Here is a 16,704-nt window from a genome sequence, read left to right on the forward strand (position 1 = left end):
GGGCTTGCCCGGTCACGCCGGAGCGACCGTAACGGTATCCCCCACGCCGACGCCCAGCAGCGCGGCCGCCGCTTCGTCCAGCGTGCCGTGCTGATCCACGCTGCCAAGGCAGGCGCGGAAATCGGCCAGCCTGCCGGTGGCGACAAGGTGAGTCTGCTCGCCCTGCGCAGGGGGCGCCAGCGCCGATATTTGCACCGTCCGGGCCTGCTTCACGGTGCGGATCTGGTCGGTTTTCGCGATCATCGTCGGGCCGCCGTCGAAGATATCGATGTAGTTCTGGAAGGCAAAACCTTCGCTTTCCAGCATCCGCATCGCCGGGCGGCCGGAATAGTGCGGCTGGCCCATCACCTGCCGCGCCGCTTCGGACAGCAGGGCGGTGTAGATCGGGTGCTTGGGCATCAGGTCGGCGATGAACTGGTTGCCGTGCGTAGCGTTGAATTCGTCGGCGTCGCGGAAACTCATGTCGAAGAAGCGCCCGGCAAGGCCGTCCCAGAACGGCGAATTGCCTGCATCGTCGATGGCGCCGCGCAATTCGGCCAGCATGGTTTCGCCAAAGCGTTCGCGGTGCATGGCCACGAACAGGTAGCGGCTGCGTGCCAGCAGCTTGCCCACGCCCGCCGATCGCTCGGTAGCATCAAGGTAGAGCCCGCCCACTTCGCTGGCGCCGTCCAGATCAGTGGAAAGCGTCAGCATCTCTGCACGGAAGGTGCGGTCCAGTTCCTTGGAATGCTGGGTGATGCGGCCGATGCGATAGGAATAGAACGGCAGTTCGGTGCCGACTTGCGAGAACGCCTGGCAGGTGCCGCGCACTTTGCCGGTTTCGGTGTCTTCGAGGATGAAGGCGAACAGGTCGTTGGCGATCTGCCCGTCGTCCCTCGCGAAGCACTTCGCCGCGCGCTCCAGCTTGCCCTTCAGGGTCGGCTTGTCGGGCGGCAGGTTGGTGAAGCCGCCGCCGGTGCCCTTGGCCATGCGGTAGAGTGCCTCAAGATCGCCTTCGCGGGCGGTGCGCAACAGGAACGTCACAGGTGCAATCCTCCCCGGTCGAGGCGATGCATCACAAGCGCCGTAAGGCGGGCGCGGGCGTCTAGCGAACTGGCGATCATGAACTCCTGCGGTGAATGGATAGAGCCCCCCAGCGCGCCCATCGTGTCCAGCACGGGAACGCCGCAAGCAGCGATGTTGTTGCCGTCGCACACCCCGCCGGTGTCCTGCCAGCGCATAGGCTGGCCCAGATCGGCAGCGGCCTTGCTGACGAGGCCGAACAACGCCTCGGTCCGTGGGGTGATCGGCTTGGGCGGGCGCGATACATGGCCGTGAAGGTGGATATGCACGTCATGCGCGGCGCTGACCTGCGCCACTGCTTCATCGACCAGCACGCGGGCGATCTGCGCCAGTTCGGGCGAGCGGGGGCGCAAGTTGAAGTGCAGGATCGCAAGGTCGGGCACGGTGTTGTTGGGGGCGCCGCCCTCGATCCGGGCGGGGTTGATCGTCAATCCGTCACGGATACCCGCGGCAAGGCGCAGCGCAAGGTCGCTGGCGGCAAGCAGGGCATTGCGCCCATCCTGCGGGTTGCGTCCGGCATGGGCGGAGCGGCCGGTAACCACGGCGGCGTAATTGCCCGAACCGGGCCGCGCGCGGGCCATCGATCCATCGGGCAGGCCGGGTTCATAAGTCAGCGCCGCCAGCTTGCCTTGCGCCAGTTGTGCGATCAGCGCGGCGGAGGACAGCGAACCCGTTTCCTCGTCGCTGTTGATCAGCACGTCGTAACCCAGCATCGGCATGCCCCGTTCAAAGGCTGAGAGGCCCGCAAGCATCAGCGCAAGGCCGCCCTTCATGTCGGCGGTGCCGGGACCGTTCACGGTGTCCGCGTCCAGCCAGGTGCAGGTCTGGAAGGGATGATCGTGCGGGTAGACGGTGTCCATGTGCCCGGTCAGAATGACCCGGTGCTCGGCCTCGGGCCGGACGGAGAGGACAAGGTGGCGGCCGTGGCCGACTTCGCGCAGCTGGCCCTTGCCGTCCACTTTCTCGACCGGCGCGGGATCGACGAGGCGCACTTCGCCCGGCAGCGCGGCAAAGGCGTGGGCCAGCCGGTCGGCCATCGCGGCAAGCCCATCGAGGTTGCCGGTGCCGCTGTTGATCGCGGCCCAGTCCAGCGTGCGGTCAAGGATCGGCGCGCGCTCTACGGGGTCGAGCAGGTCCAGTTCCTCGCCCGTCAGCGCGCTCATGGTCTGATCTTGCCGTTCAGCGCGCCTGCGTTGCCGCCCGCGTCGGCGGCTTCGAAGCTGGCGATCGGGTAGGCGCAGTAATCCGCGGCGTAGTAGGCGCTGGGCCGGTGGTTGCCGCTTTCGCCAAGCCCACCGAAGGGCATCGATCCCGCCGCGCCGGTGGTCGGCCGATTGCGGTTGACCACGCCAGCCCGGCACTCGACAAGGAAGCGCTGCCACAGGACATCGTCAGCGCTGATCAGCCCGGCGGAAAGGCCGAAGCGGGTGTTGTTCGCAGCTTCGATCGCTGCGTCGAAGTCCGGCACGCGGCTGACTTGCAGGACGGGGGCGAAGATTTCCTCGTCCGGCACGAACACGCCGGTCACGTCGAGAATGCCGGGGGTGACGAAGGCGGCGGAGCGGCCCTCGATCCCGGTGAAGGGCCGGATTACCCTTGCGCCGCTTGTAACAAGTCCGTCGAAGCGGGCCTTTGCGGCGGCAGCGGCGGCATCGGAGATCAGCGGACCGAACCACGGCTCGGGCGTCTCGTCCCAGGCGCCGATGACGATGCGGTCTGCCAGCGCGGCCACGGCATCGACCAGCGCGGAGCCGAAGGCGTTGTCCGGCACGATCAGGCGCCGCGCGCAGGAACAGCGCTGGCCGGTGGTGATGAAGGCCGATTGCACGACGACAGAGGCGGCTTCCTGGATATCGTCCGCATCCCATGCGACCAGCGGATTGTTGCCACCCAGCTCCAGCGCCAGGATCACGTCGGGCCGGTCTGCAAAGACGCGGCGGAAATGTGCGCCCGCTCCTGCAGAGCCGGTGAACAGCAGGCCGTCGACCCGCCCGGCAACCAGCGCTTCGCCGGTTTCGCGCGCCCCCTGTATGCACTGGAAGACGTGCGGATGATCCGCCAGCGCCTCGGCCCAGCACTCGGCCATCAGCGCACCGGTGGCAGGCGTCATCTCGGACGGCTTGAAGACGACCGTGTTGCCCGCAAGCAGGGCGGGGATGATGTGGCCGTTGGGCAGGTGGCCGGGAAAGTTGAACGGCCCCAGCACCGCCATGACGCCATGCGGGCGGTGGCGCAGCACCGCCTGCCCGAACGGCATGTCGGTGCGCTTTTCGCCCGCGCGCTCGGCCTGTGCCCGGATCGAGATGTCGACCTTGCCGATCATCGAGGCGACTTCGCTGCGGGTTTCCCACAGCGGCTTGCCGGTTTCGCGCGCGATGGTTTCTGCCAGCGCGTCCTTGCGGGCCTCAAGCGCCTGCTTGTAGCGCTGCACCGCCTCTACGCGTTGCTGCGTGCCTTGTGCGGCCCAGCCGGCAAACGCCTTGCGCGCCCGCATCAGCGCGGCGGAAACGTCATGGGTATCAGCGACTTGCCCTTCCCAGACAAGCGTGCCGTCGGCGGGATTGAAGGATTGCAGCGTGGTCATGTCTGTTCTCTCGTCACGGCGAAGATGCCGGTCGCGTTGCCGCTGTCGAACGTCAGGTCGATGAGGCCGGTTTCGGGATCGATATCGCGCGAAATGAACTCGTAGAACGACCCCGGCACGTCGCGCGTCAATTCGGTGCCGTCAGGCAGGCGGAACGGGCGGACGACCTTGTCGGCCAGGATCGCGGTCTGCCGCACGCGGCCGTTGCGGGATATCTCTACAGCGGGCTTCAGGGGGTAACCCTCTGTTTTCAAATCCTGTGCGTGGGCTTCTACATCGGGCACGCGGGTGGTCGCGTGGTTGAAGGCATTGCCTTCGGTGGCGATCCAGGCGCCTTCCTTGCTGTGTTCCAGCAGGGCCTCATAATCCGCAAGGGCAGGTGCAGGGTGGCGCCGGGTGAATGCGGCAAGAGCGCCGCGAAGGATGGTGACGCCGTCCGCGATGCTGCATTCGCCGCTCTTCGCAAGCGCATCCAGCGCGGCCTGCTCGACCGGGCCGATCGGATCGCTCGAACTCCGGAAAATGGCGGCGGCCGCGGCCTGCGCGGGTTCCGGCAGCTGGGACACGTGCAGCTCTGACACGAAGAACTGCGGCACGCTGGCGGGCAGGTCCACCTGCACATAGGCGCGCCCGGTCATGGTCAGCGCGGGCAGCGGGTAAAGCCCGCGCACTTCGTAGCCGAGCGGGGCCAGGAACCGGCCGAAACCTTCATGGCCCGAAGGCAATGCGCCGGTTTCCCCGTCGATGGTGCGCAAGGCGCCATGGTCGAACACGATCGGCTCGCCAGAGGCGCGCATCCGCTGGACGTAGCGCGCGGCAGTGGGCACGCGGTCCAGCAGGTCGACGAACAGCGCAGCGTTCAGCGCCATCGACACTTGCGCGCGGCTGGCGCGATCGCCCGTGCCGGCCAGCTTCGGGTCGATTTCCAAGGTGTCGAGCGCCCACTGCCCCTTGTCCGCGCCGATGATCGGCACCAGCAGGGCGTGCAGCGTTGCAAGGTCAGGCGAGGCGTCATGCGCGGCAGAAGCCATCAATCCCCCGTTGTTCGTTTATTGCGTGAAGCGGCAACATAGGAAACCGCCTCAAGGAAGTCCATGCCGCGTCTGGGCGCGGGCTTCCTTGAGGCGTTCTGCGGTGTAGGGTACTGACGCAAAACACAATCGAGGCGCTGACGGCCTCGAAGGAGCAGGTATGACATTGATCGAAAGGCTGGGCCTTCGCCTGCCGCTGATCCAGGCACCGATGGCGGGAACCAGCACGCCGCTGCTGGCCGCGCAGGTATGCGAGGCCGGAGGGCTTGGTTCCATCGCGGTCGGGGCTACCGACGCTGCGGGTGCGCGTGCGATGATCGCGCAACTGCGCGCGCTGACGGCGCGACCGTTCAACGTCAACCTCTTCGTCCATCCCACCCCGACGGCCGATCCGGTGCGGGAGGCGGGCTGGACCGACTGGCTGCGTTCCCTGTTCGTAGAGTTCGGGGCAGAGCCGCCGCAGGCCCTGCAATCGCCCTACACCAGCTTCCTTGATGACGCCGCGATGCTGGCGATGCTGCTGGAAGAGGCGCCGCCGGTCGTCAGTTTCCATTTCGGCCTGCCGGGAGCCGACGCGATTGCGGCGCTGCGCGAACGCGGCGTGCTCTTGCTGGCCACCGCGACCAATCTGGAAGAGGCGCGCGCGGTGGAGGCGGCGGGGATCGACGCCGTGGTGGCGCAAGGTATCGAGGCCGGCGGGCATCGCGGCATGTTCGATCCCGCCGCGCCCGATCCGCAACTGGGCACGATGGTACTGACCCGGCTGCTGGCGCGCGAGGTGGCACTGCCGGTGATCGCGGCGGGGGGTATCATGGACGGCGCCGGGATCGCCGCCGCGCTGGACCTTGGCGCGGTCGCGGCGCAGCTGGGCACGGCCTTCGTCGGCTGCCCGGAATCGGCGGCGGACGATGCCTATCGTGCGGCGCTGGCAGGGCCGGGGGCATGGCACACCACGTTGACCTCACGCGTGTCGGGACGCCCGGCGCGGGCGCTGGCGAACCGTTTCACGGCGCTGGAATCGGATCTTGCGGTGCCCGACTATCCGATCGCCTATCACGCCGGAAAAGCGCTTAACGCGGCGGCCAAGGCGAAGGGAGAACACGGCTATGGCGCGCAATGGGCGGGGCAGGGCGCGCCGCTGGCAAGGGCGATGCCCGCCGCCGAACTTGTGGCGGTGCTGGAGCAGGAACTGGCCGCCGCGCGCGCCTGAACCGGAATTGCGGCCCCGGACCACCATGTCCGGGACCGCAATCCAATTCGTGCATCACCCGTGTGCGCCGAACTCGTTGGCCAGCGCGGTGGTGATCCTCAGGGACAGCCCATAGGACCGCGCGATCGGGTCGATGAAGTCCTTGTGGATCTGCGCATAGCCCGTGGCGCTTGAATCCGGGTAGTCGCTGGGGGCGTCTACCGCGAAGTCGCTGATCGAGGGGAAATGCACCGGGAAGGCACGGCGCAACTGGGCCAGACCGTCTTCCACGCGCAGGGTGAAGAACATCTCCAGCACGTCGTCGCGGCTGATGTCGTTCGCCCGGCTGAACTGCGGGGTCATGACCGAGCGCAGGAACATGTGCTGGAACAGCGCGATGCGCAGCGCGTGGAGCACGCCCAGCGAACGGCGCGTGTGTTCCCGGTCGGCCAGCGGCGCTTCGTCCGGCACCAGATCGAGCAGGCGGTGCAGCTTGAGCGCATCGACGCGCAGGCGCGAGGCGAGGCGGCGATAGACGCCTGCGCGATCGTCCTTGGTCAGATACTCCGCCAGCTTGAGGCAGGCATCCGAGATGTTCTCCTCACCGCCGCGATAGGGGCGGCTGGCCCAGTAGGCGGAGTTGAACAGTTCGCCATAAGCCGACACCGTCTTGATCGAGGCCAGCGCATTGGCGGCGCGGGCAAGCCGCACGATCTGACGACCGCGCGCGGATTCGCGCAGAAGTCCGCCGATTTCCTCGCGGTTGCCGTCCGCTGCAGTGCCGATCCCTGCGATCACGTTCACCGGGTATCCCAGTTGCTGCAGGATCGCGTTGTGCGGGATCGCGCGGATCTGGCGCAGGTTCATCGAACGGTCGGAGGCAAGGTCCGACTGGCGGCGCGACTTGCGGCTGCCGGTGTCGTTGAGCAGGCCCAGCCCGAACGCGGTGATAGCGCGGCTGTAGGTCGAGCTTTCGAGATGCTGGTGCTGGACCGAACGGATCGCGCGATAGAAGTCGAGGGAAAGGTCGGTGCGGCGGTAGAACAGGTCCGTCGGCGCGTTGATGTCGGCATCCCACAGGGGGCGTTCGGCCATGCGGGTCAGTGTCGCCAGCGCCAGCTCGTCGGAGCCGAACCAGAGATAGCCGTCGCCGCCCTGGAAGCTGACTTCGGGTTCAAGCCTGATCCCCGCGCGCAGGAACCGGCGGCGCGCCCAGGGGGACATCTGCCAGTCGAAGCGGTCGTCGATGCTGGACGGATGGCAACCGCGCCCCATCGATTCACCGCCGGTGTTGAAGATCAGCGCGCAGACGTCCGACAGTCCGTTGGCGGCCATGGCTTCTGACAGGCGGCCCTGCAGACGCTCGATGGCAAGGGCGGCGGGCACCTGTCCGACGAAGCGGCCCGCGTCGGAGAACCCGGTCTGGATCGAGACGCGGCCGCGCTTGCGGGCGTAATCACGATAGGCAGGCTCCGCCAGGACGGCGTCCAGGAAGCGGCCGCCGTGCTCCAGCGCGGTTTCCGTTTCGAACAGGGGCGAGACATCGACCTTGTCCTCGATCCCGAACATGCGCGCGAAATAGAGCGCGGCAAGCACGGTGGTCGGCTCTTCGCATTCGGCCACCAGCATGCGGATCGGCGCGTCGGCGTCGATATGGCCAAGGATCTGCGCCATCGCCAGGAATTGGCGCACGGCGGTGCTGTTCTCGATCGCCAGCGCCGCGAAGTTGGACTTCAGCGGCTTCACTTCGGCCAGCAGTTCGCGCATGCGCACCAGCGCGGCCTGGCTGGCAAGGCTGAGCTTGCCGTCCGGGTCGATGCGGCGGCGGATCGCGTTTTGCAGCTGCGATGCGTTCACGCGGAAATGGATGCCGCCCATGCCGAGGCCGTCCGCGCGCATGGCGGCGGCGGTGACAAGCAGGGTGCGGGCCTGTTCCTGATCGGCGTGGCGGGCTTCTTCCTCAAGCCGGGTGATGATGCGTTCGAGGCTGACGATCTTGTCCGGGTGCTCGGCGGTCAGGCCGTTCGCGGCCGCCGACAAGGCATCGGGGTCGGTCAGATCCTGCCGGAACGCGCTTACGGCCTCGGCGGTGTGGGCCTGCGCGCGGGCAAGCTCGGCCGCGATTTCGGGCGCGACCGTTTCCAGCGCGGCGGCATAGCCGGCAAGGCGCTCTGCCTTTTCCTCAAGGCGGTAGCGGATCGAGGTGGACCACGAGATATCCGTGCGCCCGTCCATGTCGTAGCCGACCCAGTGGGCGAAGCGCACCGGCATCGGGTTCAGGCCCTTCCAGCGCTTGGGCCAGCGGGCGGCGGCAAGGTCGAACAGGCGGGCATTGATACGATCGCGCGCCTTCTGGCCGCGCGCCATCGCCGCCATCGCGGCCTCATGCTCGGAATCGAGGGTGATCGTGTCCCGCTCGGGCGAGGCGACGCAGACCGATGCCTGGCTGAAGTCGCCGCTGGAGGCGGAAGTCGCAACGGCCTCTGTCTGCGCGGCGCTCAGCAGGAAGGTCGGGTGGGCGGTGAAGACGACGTGCGCCGCCGGGCGCTGCCAACGGACCGCAAAGGCGGTGAAGTCATCGTCATCGGCGGTCTTGCCGGCAAGCGCGTCCAGCGCCTTGTCGTTGTCCGCAATCGGCAGCGTGCCCAGAATGCGATCGAGCCGGGAGGCACGGGCGCGCAACCCTTCGCACTCCATCTCGGCGACAAGTGCCTCGATATCGTCGAGGGACATGCCGCCGTTTTCCAGCGCCCGCGACAGTTCCAGGCCAAGCTGGAACACGGGGTTGAACAGCGGCGTCACCGCCGTGAGCTTGTGCAGTTCCTTCAGCCGCGCGTCGAGCGCATCGACCGTGCCCAGAGCGACGGGCTCTCCCGACCCGCCGCCCATCAGCGTGCCAGTCCCGCAGCGAGGCGCGCTTCGGCTTCGATTTTCGCTACATCCGGCTTGCCCTTGGGGACCATCCAGCTGCCGCCGACGCAGATCACCGCGTCCAGTGCCAGCCATTCCGGCGCGTTCTGCGGGGTGACGCCGCCGGTCGGGCAGAACTTCGCGGCCATCAGCGGGGCGGAGATCGCCTTCAGCGCGGGCGGGCCACCGGCAGCCATGGCCGGGAAGAACTTCAGACGGTCGAACCCGCATTCCAGCGCGAACATCACGTCGCTGGCATTGGCGGTGCCGGGCAGGAAGGGGATCTTCGACTTGTAGGCGGCTTCGGCGAGGTTCGGCGTCAGGCCGGGCGAGACGATGAATTCCGCGCCCGCATCGATCGAACGCTTGAGGTCGTCCGGGGTCAGCACGGTGCCCGCGCCGACAACGGCGCCGGGAACCTGCTTCATGATCTTGATCGCATCGATCGCGCATTCGGTGCGCAGCGTCACTTCCAGCGCGGGCAGGCCACCGGCGACAAGCGCTTCGGCGATCGGCAGGGCGTGCTCGATATCCTCGATGACCAGCACCGGGATCACCGGGGCGAGGCGCATAACCTTCTCGACTGCGGCGGAAAGGGGGGCTTCGGACATGGTAGTCATTATTGGACGTGCTCCCTTGCGAATGCGGCCGCCGCGCCGAACAGGCCGGGCTGCGGGTGTGTTATGAGCTTGACGGGCAGGGTGGCCATCAGGCCGGCGAAGCGGCCCTTGGCGCGGAAACGCTCGGCAAAGCCCGAGGTCTTGATGGTTTCGCGAATGCGGTAGCCAAGGCCACCGGCGATGACGACGCCGCTTGCGCCCTGCGCCAGCGCGCAATCACCCGCCGCTGCGCCCAGCGCGAGGCAGAAGCGGTCGACGGCGGCGACGGCAAGACTGTCCGAACCTTCGGCGGCAGCGGTCCAGATCTGCACATCGGTCAGTTCGTGGATCGCCTTGTGTTCCATCGCGGCAAGCGTCGCGTAGATATCGATGATGCCGGGGCCGGAGACGATGCGCTCCACCGACACCCGGTTGTGGCGCTTGCGCAGGCGGGCAAGGATGGCGTCTTCGATCAGGTCGAGCGGGGCGTAGTCGGTATGGCCGCCCTCGGTCGCCTGAACGTGGTAGGAACCCTTTCCGTCCCGGTAGAGGTGCGCCACGCCCAGCCCGGTGCCGGGGCCAAGGATGCTGAGCGTGCCCGAAGCGGGCAGGGTCTCGTCCGGGCCGGTCAGGTGCAGGAAGTCGGCCTCGTCCGCGCAGGCGACCGCATGGGCTACGGCGGCGAAGTCGTTGATGATGGTCTGGCGCGTGGGGCCCAGCATCTCCTGGATCTTCGCGGGGCGCAGGATCCAGGGGTTGTTGGTGAACTTGATCACCTCGTTGCCGACCGGGCCTGCCACCGACATGGCGACCGCATCGGGCAGGGTGCCGCCGTTCATGGCGCGGAATGCCTCCCATGCCAACTGGAAGCTGCCATGGTCCTTGGTGTGCAGCGTCGCCGGTTCGCCAAGCGCAATCCTGCCGTCATCACCGATGGTGGCCAGCGCGAAGCGTGCGTGCGTGCCGCCGATATCGACGGCTACGATCTGCGTACTCATAGGCCCGCGACCTCCAGCATCGACGAGCCGCCATGTTCGGCGCTCGACGCGTTGATGCGGAACATCGCGAAGAGTTCGCGGCCAGTGCCGAAGGCGGGCGGCGGGGTCGGCGCGGGTTCGCGGCCCGACAGGTCGGCGGTGGTGGAGATCGTGCCGTCCTCTGCCGAAAGACGCACGATGTCGCCGTCGCGCAAATAGGCCAGCGGGCCGCCCGCGAAGGCTTCGGGGGTCACGTGGATGGCGGCGGGCACCTTGCCCGAAGCGCCCGACATGCGGCCGTCCGTCACCAGCGCGACCTTGTGCCCACGATCCTGCAGCACGCCCAGCGGCGGGGTCAGCTTGTGCAGTTCGGGCATCCCGTTCGCGCGCGGGCCCTGGAAGCGGACGACGACGATGACGTCCTTGTCCAGTTCACCCGCCTTGAACGCCTTGGCCACGCCTTCCTGGTCGTCGAACACGCGGCAGGGCGCCTCGATCGTCCAGCGTTCGGCATCGACCGCGCTGGTCTTGAAGGTGCCACGACCGAGGTTGCCGTCAACCAGGCGCATCCCGCCATCGGGCAGGAACGGGTTGGAGACGGGGCGCAGCATCGTATCGTCGCCGCTGACCGCCGGGGCCGGGGTCCAGCCGAGTTCGCCATCGACCATCACCGGCTCGTCCACGTAGGCGTTCATGCCGCCTTCGGCCACGGTCAGGATATCGCCATGGGCGAGGCCGCCGTCGAGCAGTTCGCGGATCACCCAGGCCATGCCGCCCGCCGCGTGGAAGTGGTTCACGTCGCCCGAACCGTTGGGATAGGCGCGGGTGATGAGCGGGACAACCGCGGAAAGCTCGTCGAAATCCTGCCAGTCGATCAGGATGCCGCCCGCGCGCGCCATGGCGGGCAGGTGGATCGCGTGATTGGTCGAACCGCCGGTGGCGAGCAGGCCGGCGATGGCGTTGACGATCGCCTTCTCGTCCACAACTTTCGCCATCGGGCGATAGTCTTCGCCCTTGCGGGTGATCGCGGCAAGGCGGTGCGTGGCAGAGCGGGTCAGCGCAGTGCGCAGCGGGGTATTGGGGGGCACGAATGCCGCGTTCGGCATGTGCAGGCCCATCATCTCCATCATCATCTGGTTGGAGTTGGCGGTGCCGTAGAACGTGCAGGTGCCCGGCGAGTGATAGCTGGCGCTTTCGCTGGCCAGCAGTTCCTCGCGCCCGACCTTGCCTTCGGCATAGAGCTGGCGGACCTTCTGCTTCTCCTTGTTGGAGATGCCGGTGGGCATCGGGCCGGAGGGCACGAAGATCGCGGGCAGGTGGCCGAAGCGCAGTGCGCCGATGACAAGGCCGGGGACGATCTTGTCGCAGATGCCCAGCAGCGCCATGCCGTCGAACATCGCGTGGGACAGGGCAACGCCGGTGGACAGCGCGATCACGTCGCGGCTGAACAGCGATAGCTCCATGCCGTCGAAGCCCTGCGTCACGCCGTCGCACATGGCGGGCACGCCGCCTGCGACTTGCGCGGTGGCGCCGACTTCGCGGGCGAACAGCTTCATCTGTTCGGGGTAGCGGCCATAGGGCTGATGCGCCGAAAGCATGTCGTTGTAGGCGGTGACGATGCCGAGGTTGACCGCCTTGTTGCCCGCGATCGTCGCCTTGTCCTCTCCCGAGGCGGCAAAGCCGTGCGCGAGGTTGGAACACGACAGGAAACTGCGGTCGGAATGCTTGTCCGTTTCGCGCGCGATCATGTCGAGATAGCGCGCGCGGCTGTCCTTCGACCGTTCGATGATACGGTCGGTGACGCGCGCGACCACCGGGTGGAGGTTGGTCATGGTCTACTCCTGGTCTTTCGCGACATCCGGCTCTTCCCGCCCCGCATTTGGGCGGGAAGGTAACCGGTGTCAATCGCTATATATCAGCCCGCACGGGGCTACCCATGCAATCAGAAGGCACGATTGCTCGTGCCCCATTACTCGTGCCAGGTGACTCCATCGCGTTCGGCAAGGGCGATCGCGGCGGACGGCCCCCAGCTTCCAGCGGTGTAAGTCTTGGGCTCCTGTTCCTGTTCCTCCCAACCGGCGCGGATCGCGTCGATCCATTCCCATTGGGCCTCTACTTCGTCGCGGCGGACGAACAGGGTCTGGTCGCCTTCGATCAGGTCGAGCAGCAGGCGTTCGTAGGCGATGCGGCGCTGGTGGTCGGCGAAGGCATCGGGCGTCAGGATGGCAAGCGGCACCGAGCGCAGGCCATAGCCATTGCGATCCAGCCCCGGCACCTTGGCCATGAGCGAAAGGGTGATGTTTTCTTCCGGCTGGATGCCGATGACGAGGCGGTTGGGCACAGTCTTCGCACCGCGACCGTGGAAGATCGAGTGCGGCACGTCGCGGAACTGCACGACGATCTCGGTCGTGCGCTTGGGCAGGCGCTTGCCGGTGCGCATGTAGAAGGGCACGCCCTGCCAGCGCCAGTTGTCGATGTAGCCCTTGATGGCGACGAAGGTTTCGGTGTTCGAATCCTTGCCAAGCTCTTCATCATAACCGGGCACGGCCTTGCCGCCGATCGCACCTGCGCGGTACTGGCCGGTGACGGTTTCCTGCGGCTTCACCTTGCGCAGGGAATGGAGCACCTTGACCTTTTCGTTGCGGATCGAGGTGGCGTTGTACGAAACCGGCGGCTCCATCGCGACAAGCGCGAGCAGCTGGAGCATGTGGTTTTGCACCATGTCGCGAAGGGCGCCGCTGTCGTCATAATAGGCGACGCGCGATTCGAGGCCCACCGTTTCGGCCACGGTGATCTGCACGTGGTCGATATGCGCGGCGTTCCACAGGGGCTCGAACATCAGGTTGGCAAAGCGCAGCGCCAGCAGGTTCTGGACCGTTTCCTTGCCCAGATAGTGATCGATCCGGAAAATGCGGTCTTCGGGGAAGGCGGCGGCGACGGCATCGTTGATGATCTTGCTGGAAGCGAGGTCGATGCCGAGCGGCTTTTCCAGGCCGATGCGCACGTTGTCACCGGCAAGGCCGCTCTTCACCAGGCCGTGAATGGTCGGTTCGAACAGGCTTGGCGCGGTGGACAGGAAGATCGACAGGCCCTGCCTGGGCGTGCCCACCTTTTCCGCCAGCGCGTGGAAATGGTCGATCTCGTTCGCGTCGAGCGGCTGATAGGTCAGCCGGTTGAGGAACTGCGCCATTCCGCCGCGCCGACCGGCCGGCAGGAACTGTTCCAGCGATTCGCGCGCGAAGTTGCGGAACCCCTGATCGTCCATGTCCGACCGGGCGGTGCAGATGATTTCGATATCGGAGCCCAGCAGGCCTTCCGCGTCGAGCGCGCAAAGCGAAGGGAGGAGCATCCTGCGTGAAAGATCGCCCGTGGCGCCGAAGAGGAGCAGGCGATCGGAAGTGAATTGCGTCACGGTACCCTTTCCACCGGACGACCGCGCTCCTCCTCGCGACCGTTGATGATTGTTCTCAAGGTCGCATGGTTCCGGCCGCGAAGGTGGGTGTCCACTTGTAGGCGCAGGGCCATGCGGGTGCGCCATAACAAAGCCTGCCGCCAAGCGCTAGGGCGCTGAGGGCACGCAAGCACGTTTTCCAAACTTGCCGCAGGGCGAACGGACATGGAAATGTCATTTCCGCCCCCTGTGAATACGAATGTTGCAACAATAGTGTCTTGGAACCATGTCACGCGCGGAATTTGAGTCCCGGTGCGCCGCCCGTGCGCGTATCGACCGTGACGGCAGGAGCAGAACAGGCATGAGCATCGAGGGCGTCCACCTTCTGGAACACCTTCAGACCCCCGCGATGATGGTCGTGCGGGGGCAGGTGCGCTTTGCCAACAGCGCGGCCAAGGCCCTGCTTGGCGCGCATATCGTGGGTCAGGACGTGCGCATCGCCATCCGCGAACCGCGCGCCGTCGCCGCGATCCTCAGCGACGAAGGCGGCTCCGCGCGGGTCAAGGGACTGTCGACCGGCGGTTCGGTCTGGGAAGTCGACTGCAAGGTGGTGGGCCTTCACGAACGGCTGGTCAGCCTCTACGATCTTTCGGAGCGGGTCAGCGTGGCCAAGTCGCACGCCGATTTCGTCGCCAATGCCAGCCACGAACTGCGCACGCCGCTGGCCAACGTCATCGGCTATTGCGAGACGCTGCTGAACCCCAAGGCGGGCGGGGACGAGGCGCTGCGCAACCGCTTCCTGGGCACCATCCGCCACGAAGCGCAGCGGATGCAGGCGCTGATCTCCGATCTCATGTCGCTGTCGCGGATCGAGGCCGTGAAGCACGAGGCACCGGCCGATACGGTGGACGTGGTGGCGCTGGCGCATGAAGTTGCGGGCGAATTCAAGGGGACCATGGAGGTCCATGTCCGCGCGAACCAGCCCGAGGCGGCCATTGCCGGGGATCGCGGCCAGCTTTCGCAGGTGCTGCGCAACCTGATCGACAATGCACGCAAGTACGCAAGGCCGGAAGGGCCGGTGGAAGTCTCGGTGGAGGCGGCCAGCACCGGCTGGGTGCTCGTCACCGTGCGCGACGAGGGCGAGGGCATCGCGCCCGAACATCTGCCGCGCGTGACCGAGCGGTTCTATCGCGCCGATACCAGCCGCAGCCGCGCGGCAGGCGGTACGGGCCTTGGCCTCTCGATCGTGAAGCACATCGTCGAACGCCACCGCGGCCGTTTCGACATCGAAAGCCGCCAGGGGGTGGGGACCACCGCCTCGCTGATGCTGCCGCTGAAGGGCGAGTGAGGCGGAAGAGGACGCGCCCCGGCACTCGCCCCGTTGTCAGAAGTCCAGCTTGTCAGAAGTCCAGTTCGAAGCGCGTTCCCACCACGTTGGCATTGTAGCTGGTATCGCCCGAAGGCAGCGCCGTGGCGCCGGTGTAGTGCATGAGCGCATAGTTAACGTTGAAGCGCAGGTACTGGATCGGGGACCACACCAGCGCGGCGATGTAGCCGTTCTGGGTGCCGCCGCGAATGTCGCGGTCGTTGAGGTCCAGCCAGTCGTACCGCAGGGCTACCTGGATCGATCCGGGGCCATCCTTGTCAAGCGGATGCGCGGGGGCATTGGTGGTGAAGATGCCGCCCTTGTATCCGCGCGAATCGCCGCCGGTCAGGAAATAGCCGACTTCGCCGTAAGCGCCCTGGAAGCCCACGGTCGACAGGCCCACGCGGTCGGCGGCAAGGTGGTAGTATTCCGCCACGCCCCACCAGCGGCCGGAAATCGCGGCCACTTCCGCGCCGTACATCGTCTCGTCCTCGACGGTCATCGCAGGCGTGCCGATCAGCCGGGTGTTGGTGCCGTGGGCGTAAGGGCGCTGGCGATAGCGCGTGCTCGAATCGGCAAGGCGGCCAAGGCGTCGCCAGTGCGCGGAGCCTGCAAGGTGCAGCTGGACGTCGCCCAGTCTGGGCGCGAAAACCAGCCGGCCGTCGATGGAATAGCTGTTGTTCTCGTCCCCGCCGTTCACCCCGTCGCTCGAATTGGCGAGCGAGCTTGGATCGTCGGTGAACACGCCCAGCTGCGCCATCAGTGGACCTCTGGTGTATTGCGCGCCAAGGCCAAGGCGGCGCTCGAAATTGAAGGCGTCGGTGAAGGCGGCGCGCTCCATCACGCTGCCGGACGTATCGCCGGTCAGTTCGTCGAGCGACCAGAAGGCGTTCTGGTTACCCAGCTGCACCTGCCACGGTCCGTTCTTGTACGTGATGAACGTGTCGACCAGATCGACGGCGTTGTCGGAAAGTTCGAACTCCAGCTTGTACGAAAGGTTCTTCGCCAGCGAACCCTCGCCGCCAAGGCGCAGGCGGCGCATCTCGCTGGTGAAGCCAAGGCCCCGGTCCTCCAGCCCCTTCGGTGCGGAAACGAAGCTGGCATCTGCCTGAATGCGGCCCTTGACCTTGAACGCCTTGCCGCCCTGCGTGAACTGCGGGCTGCCTTTCCAGGCGATGGCAGTCTCGTCTGCGGGCTTCTTCGCCGTGTCTGCGGCAGCGGCAGCGGCCACGGCTGCCGGGGCGGGGGAGGCAGGCGTGCCGGGCGCAGCGGCTGCCGCCAGCGGCGCTGGGGTACTTGCCCCAAGGCGGCTTTCCAGAGCTTCCAGTCGTGAACGAAGTTCGCGGACTTCGGCGCGCAGGGCATCGGCTTCCTGCCCGCTGAGCGGTTGCCCGCTTGCCGACTGCGCGAAGGCAGGCGCGGCCATCGTGGTCAGGGCAGTCGTGGTCAGGAATACGGCTGTGGCGGTCCGGGCAACACATGTACGCATTGGTATCGGCGTCTCTCGCAAGGAATGGAGCGTCTTGCGGGTGGCCAGTATGACCTCAAAATGACGGTAAAATGACACTTCTGGGACATCCTCACCCGGTCCGGCG

At 66.8% G+C, this 16,704-nt stretch carries 12 protein-coding genes; 2 read left to right on the forward strand and 10 right to left on the reverse strand.

The features are described from left to right. Positions 1–12 precede the first annotated feature (12 nt). The 4 genes from A8V01_RS05440 to A8V01_RS05455 are packed head-to-tail and all read right to left on the reverse strand — an operon-like array spanning position 13 to position 4,677. On the reverse strand, positions 13–1,023 hold the full coding sequence (locus A8V01_RS05440) for an arginine N-succinyltransferase (RefSeq protein ID WP_103094905.1): 1,011 nt from the start codon (positions 1,021–1,023) through the stop codon (positions 13–15). Beyond that, positions 1,020–2,225 (reverse strand): hydrolase, encoded by a 1,206-nt coding sequence (locus tag A8V01_RS05445; protein ID WP_103094906.1) that lies wholly within the window; start codon positions 2,223–2,225, stop codon positions 1,020–1,022. The genes A8V01_RS05440 and A8V01_RS05445 overlap by 4 nt, the downstream gene beginning before the upstream one ends. Then, positions 2,222–3,646, reverse strand: a complete 1,425-nt coding sequence (astD, locus tag A8V01_RS05450; protein ID WP_103094907.1) for a succinylglutamate-semialdehyde dehydrogenase — start codon at positions 3,644–3,646, stop codon at positions 2,222–2,224. The genes A8V01_RS05445 and astD overlap by 4 nt, the downstream gene beginning before the upstream one ends. Continuing rightward, the gene (locus A8V01_RS05455) at positions 3,643–4,677 is read right to left on the reverse strand and encodes a 2-oxoadipate dioxygenase/decarboxylase family protein (protein ID WP_103094908.1); all 1,035 of its coding nucleotides are present in this window, start codon (positions 4,675–4,677) and stop codon (positions 3,643–3,645) included. Before A8V01_RS05455 ends, astD begins: the two co-directional genes overlap by 4 nt. Before the next feature lie 160 nt (positions 4,678–4,837). Here A8V01_RS05455 and A8V01_RS05460 point away from each other — a divergent pair, with 160 nt between their 5' ends. Continuing rightward, entirely contained in the window at positions 4,838–5,887 is a 1,050-nt protein-coding gene (locus tag A8V01_RS05460; protein ID WP_103094909.1) for an NAD(P)H-dependent flavin oxidoreductase, read from the forward strand. Positions 5,888–5,941: 54 nt separating this feature from the next. Here A8V01_RS05460 and A8V01_RS05465 read toward each other — a convergent pair whose 3' ends face one another. The 5 genes from A8V01_RS05465 to zwf form a co-directional block, all read right to left on the reverse strand. Continuing rightward, positions 5,942–8,755, reverse strand: coding sequence for a phosphoenolpyruvate carboxylase (locus A8V01_RS05465; RefSeq protein ID WP_103094910.1), 2,814 nt, complete (start codon positions 8,753–8,755; stop codon positions 5,942–5,944). Further along, positions 8,755–9,396: a bifunctional 4-hydroxy-2-oxoglutarate aldolase/2-dehydro-3-deoxy-phosphogluconate aldolase gene (gene eda, locus A8V01_RS05470; RefSeq protein ID WP_103094911.1), complete on the reverse strand. Its 642-nt coding sequence runs from the start codon at positions 9,394–9,396 to the stop codon at positions 8,755–8,757. Before eda ends, A8V01_RS05465 begins: the two co-directional genes overlap by 1 nt. After that, positions 9,396–10,373, reverse strand: coding sequence for a glucokinase (glk, locus tag A8V01_RS05475; protein ID WP_103094912.1), 978 nt, complete (start codon positions 10,371–10,373; stop codon positions 9,396–9,398). Before glk ends, eda begins: the two co-directional genes overlap by 1 nt. Continuing rightward, entirely contained in the window at positions 10,370–12,184 is a 1,815-nt protein-coding gene (gene edd, locus A8V01_RS05480; protein WP_103094913.1) for a phosphogluconate dehydratase, read from the reverse strand. Before edd ends, glk begins: the two co-directional genes overlap by 4 nt. Before the next feature lie 137 nt (positions 12,185–12,321). Further along, positions 12,322–13,764: a glucose-6-phosphate dehydrogenase gene (gene zwf / locus A8V01_RS05485; RefSeq protein WP_103094914.1), complete on the reverse strand. Its 1,443-nt coding sequence runs from the start codon at positions 13,762–13,764 to the stop codon at positions 12,322–12,324. Positions 13,765–14,104: 340 nt separating this feature from the next. Here zwf and A8V01_RS05490 point away from each other — a divergent pair, with 340 nt between their 5' ends. Beyond that, the gene (locus A8V01_RS05490) at positions 14,105–15,091 is read left to right on the forward strand and encodes a sensor histidine kinase (protein ID WP_103094915.1); all 987 of its coding nucleotides are present in this window, start codon (positions 14,105–14,107) and stop codon (positions 15,089–15,091) included. A gap of 52 nt (positions 15,092–15,143) precedes the next feature. Here A8V01_RS05490 and A8V01_RS05495 read toward each other — a convergent pair whose 3' ends face one another. Further along, positions 15,144–16,598 carry an OprO/OprP family phosphate-selective porin gene (locus tag A8V01_RS05495; protein ID WP_103094916.1) on the reverse strand — a complete coding sequence of 485 codons (1,455 nt, stop codon included), beginning with the start codon at positions 16,596–16,598 and terminating at the stop codon, positions 15,144–15,146. Positions 16,599–16,704: the final 106 nt, after the last annotated feature.

The organism is Novosphingobium guangzhouense (assembly GCF_002896965.1).
GTDB classification, from domain to species: Bacteria; Pseudomonadota; Alphaproteobacteria; order Sphingomonadales; family Sphingomonadaceae; genus Novosphingobium; species Novosphingobium guangzhouense.